The sequence below is a fragment of the Bradyrhizobium sp. genome, assembly GCF_035273305.1.
Classification (GTDB): Bacteria; Pseudomonadota; Alphaproteobacteria; order Rhizobiales; family Xanthobacteraceae; genus Bradyrhizobium.
Genome location: NZ_DATEPI010000062.1, coordinates 1 through 7,986, shown reverse-complemented (window position 1 = coordinate 7,986; position 7,986 = coordinate 1). Strand labels below are relative to the sequence as shown.

Genomic DNA, 7,986 nt, shown 5'->3' with positions numbered 1-7,986 from the left:
GGTGGGACTATTTACGTGCCGGCATTCACCACCTCATCGAGGAGGATGAGGGATGAAAGTCAAATATTTTGCCTGGGTGCGCGAACGGATCGGCAAATCGGAGGAAACAGTCGAGCCGCCGGCAAACGTGCGCACCGTCGGTGATTTGATGGCGTGGCTGGCGAGGCGTGGCGAAACCTATGCCCACGCTTTCGAGAAGCCGCGCGTCATCCGCGCCGCGATCGACCACGCCCACGTCAAGCAAGACGCTGCGATTGCCGGGGCGCGCGAAATTGCCTTCTTTCCTCCGATGACGGGCGGCTAAGTCGATCGCATGACCGCGAAGCCGACCATCCGTATCCAGCAAGCCGATTTCGACATCGCGCGTGAAATCGCCGCGTTGACGAATGGGCGTACCGATATCGGCGCGGTCGTAAGTTTCTCGGGCATTTGCCGCGGCAATGAGAACGGCGAGAATATCGCGGCGCTGACGCTCGAGCACTATCCGGGCATGGCGGAAGCCGAGATCGCGCGCCACGTCGAGAGCGCGATGTCACGCTGGCCCTTGAGCGGCGTCAGCGTCATTCACCGCGTCGGCCGCATCAACCCGGGCGAGAATATCGTACTGGTGTTGACCGCCTCGCAACACCGGCAGGCGGCGTTTGCGGCCGCGGAGTTCCTGATGGACTATCTGAAGGCCAGCGCCCCGTTCTGGAAACGCGAGGAGAGCGCCGCGGGAACGACCTGGGTCGATGCGCGCAGCCAAGACGACGCCGCGGTCGCGCGCTGGACCAAGTCGTGATGGCAACGCGCGGCAGGCCGGTGAAGCGCGGCCGCGCTGTCAAACTTCCGAGAGTTCCGGCCGGCGAACTGCTGACGATGCTCGATTTCGTCCGCTATGCCGTCAGTCGTTTCCTCGAGGCCGGACTGGTGTTCGCCCACGGCACCACCGATCCGGTCGCGGAAGCGGCGTTCCTGGTGTGTGAAACGCTGCACCTTCGTCCCGACCAGTTCGAAGCGTTCGCGGCTGCCCGGGTCACAGGGCGCGAGGCCAAAGCGATCCTTGACGTGATCGCGCGGCGCGTCAGCACCCGCAAACCCGCCGCTTATCTGGTGAACAAGGTCTATATGCGTGGCCTGCCGTTCTACGTCGACGAACGCGTGATCGTACCGCGGTCCTTTATCGGCGAGTTGCTGGATTCGCACTTCGCCGGCGATAGCGGCCACAGCGCCTCGCTGATCGAGGAGCCCGATGCGGTCGAGAGCGTCCTCGATCTCTGCACCGGCTCGGGATGCCTCGCAATTCTCGCGAGCCGGAAATTTCCGAACGCCCGGATCGAAGCGGTCGACATTTCCGGGGATGCGCTCGATGTCGCCGCCCGCAACATTGCCGAGTACGGCCTTGAACACCGGGTGACGTTGCATCGAGGCAATCTCTTCAAGCCGATCGGAGACGCGCGTTACGACCTGATCATTTCCAACCCACCCTATGTCGATGAAAAAGGCATGGCCGGACTGCCGCGCGAATGCCGCGCCGAGCCCAGGCTGGCGTTTGACGGCGGCGCCGACGGGATCGACATCATCCGGCGCATCTTGAACGAGGCCGGACGGCACCTCACCGCAGACGGCGGGCTCTTGTGCGAGGTCGGGCGTTGCCGGCCGGCGCTCGAAGCTGAATTCCCGAAAATGCCGATGCTGTGGCTGGATACGGAAGATTCCGAAGGTGAAGTGTTCTGGATCGCCGCACGCGACTTGTGAACACGGCCGTGAACCGCACACCTTCGTGAAACGGCCCAATTTGCCGAAATATAGGCCGTCGGTAGCGTTCCCGTTCCGCGATGAAGCTGATAGCTTGCGGGCATAGCCGTCACATTCGCGAATAAAGAGGCCTCCCATGCTGGACAAGAGCCCACGCCCCGCCGCCGTCAACGTGCCCAATGACCTTGCGGCACACTGGATGCCGTTCACCGCCAATCGGGCGTTCAAAAAGGCGCCGCGTCTGCTCGCCGGCGCCAAGGACATGCATTACTTTACAGTCGACGGCCGCAAGATCATCGATGCCGCCTCGGGCATGTGGTGCACCAATGCCGGCCATGGTCGGACGCAAATTGCGGCTGCCATCGCCAAGCAGGCCGAGACGCTGGATTACGCGCCGCCGTTCCAATTCGGGATACCGCAGGCGTTCGAACTCGCAAGCCGCATCGCCGATCTCGCGCCCGACGGCCTCGATCACGTGTTCTTCTGCAATTCCGGCTCGGAAGCCGCCGACACAGCGCTGAAGATCGCGCTGGCCTATCATCAAACCCAGGGCCAGGGGACGCGAAGCCGGTTGATCGGGCGCGAGCGCGGCTACCACGGCGTCGGATTCGGCGGCACTTCGGTCGGCGGGATCGTCAACAATCGCAAGATGTTCGGCACGCTGCTGGCGGGCGTCGACCATCTCCCCCACACCTATGACCGCGAGCGGCAGGCTTTCACCAAAGGTGAGCCGGAATACGGCATCCATTTCGCCGATGAGTTGGAGCGGCTGGTCAATCTGCACGGCGCCTCCACCATCGCCGCGGTGATCGTGGAACCAATGGCTGGATCCACGGGCGTGCTGCCGGCGCCGAAAGGGTACCTTAAGAGACTGCGCGAAATCACTCAGAAGCATGGCATTCTGCTGATCTTCGACGAGGTCATCACCGGTTACGGCAGGCTCGGATTTGCCTTTGCCGCCGAGCGATACGGCGTACTGCCGGACATGCTCACGTTTGCGAAGGGCATTACCAATGGCGCGGCCCCGATGGGCGGCGTGCTGGTACGCGACACCATCCATGATGCGTTCATGAGCGGCCCTGAGCACCTGGTGGAATTGGCCCATGGCTATACCTATTCGGCCCATCCCCTCGCCTGCGCCGCGGCTTTGGCGACCCTGGATATCTACCGCGATGAGAAGCTGTTCGAGCGGGCCAACAAGCTCGAATCGAAGTTCGCCGACGCCGTGATGTCGCTGAAACGGGAGCCCAACGTGGTCGATATCCGCACCGTCGGCCTGACCGCCGGTATCGACCTTGCCCCGCGCGCGGAACTTCCGGGCAAGCGCGGCTTCGACGCGCTCAACAGCGCATTCCACGACAACGACCTCATGCTTCGGATCGCGGGCGACACGCTGGCGCTGACGCCGCCCTTGATCATCACCGAGGACCAGATCGGCGAGATGGTTGACAAGGTCGCAAAGGTGATCCGCGCGGTCGCCTGACGCGCTCCCCGCGCGGTCGGTGCGCGGGGGAAAGACCGAGAGTTCCCGATCGGAGTTTTAGTCCGACCAAAAAGAACACTAGCTGCTCGAATCAACATTGATGCTAAGGTCGCAGCGCTTGGGTGAGCGCTGGCAGGCTGGTGCGAAGCGCCCCCGAGCCAGGGACGAGAGGAGCTGGGGGGCTTCCGCGCAGCATGATCCGGATTTCCACGATATTCATCGCCATCTGCATGGTACTGGTCGCCGCCTCGCTCGGCCTGATCCTGTACTCGGTCGCCGGCATCAGCGGAACCGAATCCGCCATCGTCGCGCTCACCGCGCTGACCGCCTTCATCCTCTACAATGCGGTCTCGATGAGACTGCGCGATCGCACCGACGTCGGCGGACAGATCGCCGACCTGTCTCGCGGCACCGCGGATCTCGCCCGCCAGGTGGCCGAATTTGGCCGTCGCCTCGCCGCGCTGGAAGGCAAGATGGTTTCAGCGAACTCCGTTAGCGCCGATCGCATTCAGGCGGTCACCAGCGAGATCAATGAGCTGGGCACATTGGTGAAGCAACTTGCGGCGTCAGTTGCAAACCATGATGACATGTTGGCGGGTGCGACCGCGGCCATCGCGAGCTCCGCCGGAAAACTTCAAACCGAGTCGGCCAGCGAGGCGTCATCGTCCGTCGATGAAACATCGGGCGGCCACGAGGCGGGAGTCGCGTCGGCATCGACGAGCACGTCCAGCGATGGCTCATCCTCCCGCAGCCAGGCACAGATTCTCGCTGCCGTGAAAAGCGCGATCGATGAAAACCGCATCGACATCTATCTGCAGCCGATGGTGAGTCTGCCGCAACGAAAGGTGCGCTTCTATGAAGCGGTGACGCGCCTGCGCGACGAGCGGGACCAGGTTGTGGCCGCCGACGATTTCATTCTGGTCGCGGAAGCCGCCGGCCTGATCGGGCGGATCGATCACGCCGTGATGCTGAAATGCGTGCAGGTGCTGCGCCGGCTGATGGTGCGCAACAAGGACGTCGGCGTGTTCTGCAATGTGGCCGCCGCGACCTTGGGAAATCCCGCGATTTTCGCGCAATGCCTGGACTTCCTCGAAGCCAATCGCGCACTCGCGCCTTCACTGGTGCTGGAATTCAAGCAGTCGACATTTCGCAATCTTGATCCGGGCAAGATCGAGCATCTGGCGGCCTTGGCGCAACGCGGCTTTCGTTTCTCGATTGACCACGTCACGGATTTGCGTATCGAGCCACGCGAACTCGCCGACCGGGGCGTCCGCTTCATCAAGGTGCCGGCAGCGCTGCTGCTGGACCATCGCCACAATTCGGGCTCCGACATTCACCCCTCGGATCTTTCCGATCTGCTTGGCCGCTTCGGTATCGACCTGATTGCCGAGCGAATCGAAGGCGAAAGGTCCGTGGTTGATCTGCTCGACTATGACGTCCGGTTCGGCCAGGGCTTCCTGTTTGCGCCGCCGCGGCCGTTGCGGCCCGAGGGAGCATCTGCTACCGCCGGGAGCATCCCCGCCAAGACGCAGGAAATCAATGGCTCAGGCAGAACTGCTTCGCTGGATGGCTTGGCCATCGATCCCGCGCGGGTGTCTGGGAATGCCGCATTGGCCCGGCGCATCGCAGGCCAGGCCTGAGCGGCCATCGCTGCGATGAAATCACTCCGATTCATCGAGAAGCTGCGCGATCTCGCGACCGGGCTCGAGGTCGTGCTCAGCGATATCTGGGGCGTCGTTCATAACGGGCTGGTGGCATTTCCGGAGGCCTGCGAAGCGCTTCACACTTTTCGCAAGCAAGGCGGCACCGTGATTCTGATCACCAATGCGCCGCGACCCGCCGATTCCGTGCAGCGGCAATTGCGCAAACTGGGGGTCGCGGATGATACCTATGACGCCATCGTCAGTTCGGGCGATCTGACCCGGCATTTCGTCGCCGACCATCCCGGTCGGAAAATGTTCTGGATCGGGCCCGAGCGCGACAACTCGATCCATCGCGGGCTCGATCCGGTGCTCGCCCCGCTGGAACAGGCCGACTATATCGTTTGCACCGGTCTGTTCGACGATGAAACGGAATCGGCTGAAGATTATCGCGCGATGATGCTGCAGGCGCGCGACCGCAAGCTGACGCTGGTCTGCGCCAATCCGGACATCGTGGTTGAACGCGGCGATCGTTTGATCTACTGCGCCGGCGCGATTGCTGAACTCTACCGCGAAGTCGGCGGCGAGGTGATCTTTTATGGCAAGCCGCACCGGCCGATCTATGAGCGCGCGATGGAATTGGCGGCCAAGCGGCACCATCACCCGATCAGTCTGGATCGCGTTCTCGCAATCGGCGATTCAGTACGCACCGATGTGGCAGGCGCGCACGGCTTCGGCATCGATTGCTTGTTCGTCACCAGAGGCATTCATGCCGAAGAGTTTGAAGGGGTCGATCAACTCGATCCGGTATCGGTGAAGCAGCTTTTCGGCCACCCTCCCCGCGCGCTGACACGCGAGCTGAGGTGGTAGCTTCTCGTATGCGCCGTGTTAAGCGGGCACTGTATCGGGGAATACCGCCTCAATCTTGGTTTTGAGCGTTGCCGCATTGAACGGCTTGACGATGTAATTGTTCACGCCCGCCTTCTTGGCGGCGATCACGTTCTCGGTTTTGGATTCCGCCGTGATCATGATGAACGGCGTGGTCGCGAGGTTGGGATCGGCTCGAACTTCCCGGAGCAGGTCGTAACCCGTCATCGGCTCCATATTCCAGTCGGAGATCACCAGGCCGTATTTCTTGCTTCGCATCTTGTTAAGCGCCGCCGATCCGTCACTGGCATCATCTATGTTCTCGAATCCGAGTTGCTTTAGAAGATTCCTGATGATGCGGATCATGGTGTTGTAATCATCCACCACGAGGACCGACATCGACGTGTCAACCGCCATCTTGCATTCCTTACACGAACATAATGCTATCGGGCACCGCTCAACCGCCGCGGACCAAAACTGGCCACGGGTGCTGTCCAACCACTAGCACTGGGCGTTAAACAGCCCGTTAACCTGATACCGCAAGGGCGACATACCTGCCGCCCACTGACGCGCTATCTAGCTGCGCTTGACTTCGTTGCGCGCCGCAAGTCACGGTCCGGCCGCATCCAACTGAGCTAAAGAATCCGTCAATGCCGTCTGGATTTATCATTATCCGCGACTCCACGCCCCTGGCCGCGATCCCGCGCGGCGCGGTGGTCGCCATGGGAAATTTCGATGGCGTTCACCTAGGCCATCGTGCGGTTATCGCGGCGGCCCTGCAAATGGCGCGCATTCAGGGGCGTCCCGCCCTGGCGGTGACCTTCGAGCCGCACCCGCGCCGGTTCTTCAGCCCGAATACACCCCAGTTCAGGCTCACCGACGAGACTGCAAAACTGCGTCTGCTGGCCGGAACGGGGTTAGAGGGCGCGGTTGTGATGACCTTCGATAAGCACCGCGCCGAGACTACGGCGAAGGATTTCATTCACCATGACCTGATCGATCGGCTCGGCGTGAGCGGTATTGCCGTCGGTTATGACTTCCATTTCGGTAAGGGGCGGGTCGGATCGCCGAGCCTGCTCGCCAATGAGGCGCCGCGGCTCGGCATCGAAGTGGACGTGCAGCCGCACGTCGATATCGACGAGCGGCCGGTTTCCTCCAGCGCTATCCGCATGGCGCTCGCGGAGGGACAGATTAAGGATGCTAGCGCGATGCTCGGAGGTCCATGGTTCGTCACCGGTGAAGTGATCCATGGCGAAAAGCGCGGCCGCGATCTCGGCTATCCGACCGCCAATATCCGTCTGGACAATAATTGCGGGCTCAAGCACGGCATCTACGCAGTTCGGGTCGAGCGAGAGCAAGGCAAGAACCAAGGCAAGCATCAATTGCGCTTCGATGGGGTCGCGAGCTTCGGCCGCCGCCCGACCTTCGACAACGGCGCGCCGCTGCTTGAAATCTTTATGTTCGACTTCGAGGGCGACCTCTATGGAGCGACGCTCGATGTGGCCTTCATCAGCTTCATCCGCGACGAATTGAAATTCGATAGCGTCGAGGCGCTGGTAGCGAGAATGGATGAGGACAGCGCCCGCGCTCGCGCCGTGCTGGCGGCCGATCCCGAAGCATTTCCGAAACTTGGGGTCATCAATTCCGCCTAGCCTCTGGCAGTCGCGCGACACATGTCAGGCAGTTGAGGCATTCAACCTAGACGGTGCCCGACGCGCAAATCGGTGATTTCTCTGTCCAGCGCTGTTTGGAGAAATATATTGCTTCTCGTTTTGCCCAAATCACATCCATAAGCGCGCCGTCCCGGCCCAGATGAGGGGCGTTTCGCGATCGTCACGAACGCGGGACGGGATGCGATGGACGCTGATGTGCCGCTGACGAACGGCATGTGAAGCGGACGGCGAAGTCGTGTGGTTCTGACGCCTCGACGCTGGCGTCAAGCTTGCTGAAGTATTTCCGCAGGCGACGGTGACAACAAAGCCCGATCACCGGGAAGATCACGTTATAAGCCGTAAAACCATTGCGTGCGGGAATGCCGGGTGAATCCGGTGAACCTGTGGTGACTAACTCGTATGCTTTCTATTTTTGCATACGAGACTGCGGGTGCATTGAGCGCCCGGCATTCCCTGCGACCTCTGATTTTCAGATGCGCTTCACACGATCCAAAACTCGCGCGGAAATGCGCGGCGAGATCGCGGGGTGTGGGTTTTTGCGTGGAGGAATCCGAGGGAGATGGGCGAATGCCGCGACGCGGTTATC

Annotated in this window: 8 protein-coding genes; 7 read left to right on the top strand and 1 reads right to left on the bottom strand. The window is 61.7% G+C overall.

Annotated elements, in window-relative coordinates; all coding sequences use genetic code 11:
* Window positions 1-52 precede the first annotated feature (52 nt).
* The 6 genes from moaD to VJV58_RS04200 all read left to right on the top strand — a co-directional run bounded on the left by moaD (window position 53) and on the right by VJV58_RS04200 (window position 5,730).
* A complete protein-coding gene (gene moaD / locus VJV58_RS04225) occupies window positions 53-304 on the top strand; it encodes a molybdopterin converting factor subunit 1 (RefSeq protein WP_324136093.1) in 252 nt (83 codons plus the stop codon).
* Between the two features lie 9 nt (window positions 305-313).
* Entirely contained in the window at window positions 314-781 is a 468-nt protein-coding gene (locus tag VJV58_RS04220) for a molybdenum cofactor biosynthesis protein MoaE (protein ID WP_324136092.1), read from the top strand.
* Complete coding sequence (prmB, locus tag VJV58_RS04215) at window positions 781-1,737, top strand: 50S ribosomal protein L3 N(5)-glutamine methyltransferase (RefSeq protein ID WP_324136091.1); 957 nt, start codon at window positions 781-783, stop codon at window positions 1,735-1,737. Before VJV58_RS04220 ends, prmB begins: the two co-directional genes overlap by 1 nt.
* A gap of 136 nt (window positions 1,738-1,873) precedes the next feature.
* Window positions 1,874-3,220, top strand: a complete 1,347-nt coding sequence (locus tag VJV58_RS04210) for an aspartate aminotransferase family protein (RefSeq protein WP_324136090.1) — start codon at window positions 1,874-1,876, stop codon at window positions 3,218-3,220.
* Window positions 3,221-3,414: 194 nt separating this feature from the next.
* A complete protein-coding gene (locus VJV58_RS04205; protein WP_324136089.1) occupies window positions 3,415-4,860 on the top strand; it encodes an EAL domain-containing protein in 1,446 nt (481 codons plus the stop codon).
* A 15-nt stretch (window positions 4,861-4,875) separates the two neighbouring features.
* Window positions 4,876-5,730: a TIGR01459 family HAD-type hydrolase gene (locus tag VJV58_RS04200; protein ID WP_324136088.1), complete on the top strand. Its 855-nt coding sequence runs from the start codon at window positions 4,876-4,878 to the stop codon at window positions 5,728-5,730.
* An 18-nt stretch (window positions 5,731-5,748) separates the two neighbouring features.
* Here VJV58_RS04200 and VJV58_RS04195 read toward each other — a convergent pair whose 3' ends face one another.
* Window positions 5,749-6,144, bottom strand: coding sequence for a response regulator (locus VJV58_RS04195; protein ID WP_324136087.1), 396 nt, complete (start codon window positions 6,142-6,144; stop codon window positions 5,749-5,751).
* A 233-nt stretch (window positions 6,145-6,377) separates the two neighbouring features.
* Here VJV58_RS04195 and VJV58_RS04190 point away from each other — a divergent pair, with 233 nt between their 5' ends.
* Window positions 6,378-7,379: a bifunctional riboflavin kinase/FAD synthetase gene (locus tag VJV58_RS04190; protein ID WP_324136086.1), complete on the top strand. Its 1,002-nt coding sequence runs from the start codon at window positions 6,378-6,380 to the stop codon at window positions 7,377-7,379.
* Window positions 7,380-7,986 lie beyond the last annotated feature (607 nt).

Excerpts from the sequence above, each read along its gene's own strand:
- prmB (WP_324136091.1), top strand. The coding sequence starts at position 781 with ATGGCAACGCGCGGCAGGCCGGTGAAGCGCGGCCGCGCTGTCAAACTT.
- VJV58_RS04200 (WP_324136088.1), top strand. The coding sequence starts at position 4,876 with ATGAAATCACTCCGATTCATCGAGAAGCTGCGCGATCTCGCGACCGGG.
- VJV58_RS04195 (WP_324136087.1), bottom strand. The coding sequence starts at position 6,144 with ATGGCGGTTGACACGTCGATGTCGGTCCTCGTGGTGGATGATTACAAC.
- VJV58_RS04205 (WP_324136089.1), top strand. The coding sequence starts at position 3,415 with ATGATCCGGATTTCCACGATATTCATCGCCATCTGCATGGTACTGGTC.
- VJV58_RS04220 (WP_324136092.1), top strand. The coding sequence starts at position 314 with ATGACCGCGAAGCCGACCATCCGTATCCAGCAAGCCGATTTCGACATC.
- moaD (WP_324136093.1), top strand. The coding sequence starts at position 53 with ATGAAAGTCAAATATTTTGCCTGGGTGCGCGAACGGATCGGCAAATCG.
- VJV58_RS04210 (WP_324136090.1), top strand. The coding sequence starts at position 1,874 with ATGCTGGACAAGAGCCCACGCCCCGCCGCCGTCAACGTGCCCAATGAC.
- VJV58_RS04190 (WP_324136086.1), top strand. The coding sequence starts at position 6,378 with ATGCCGTCTGGATTTATCATTATCCGCGACTCCACGCCCCTGGCCGCG.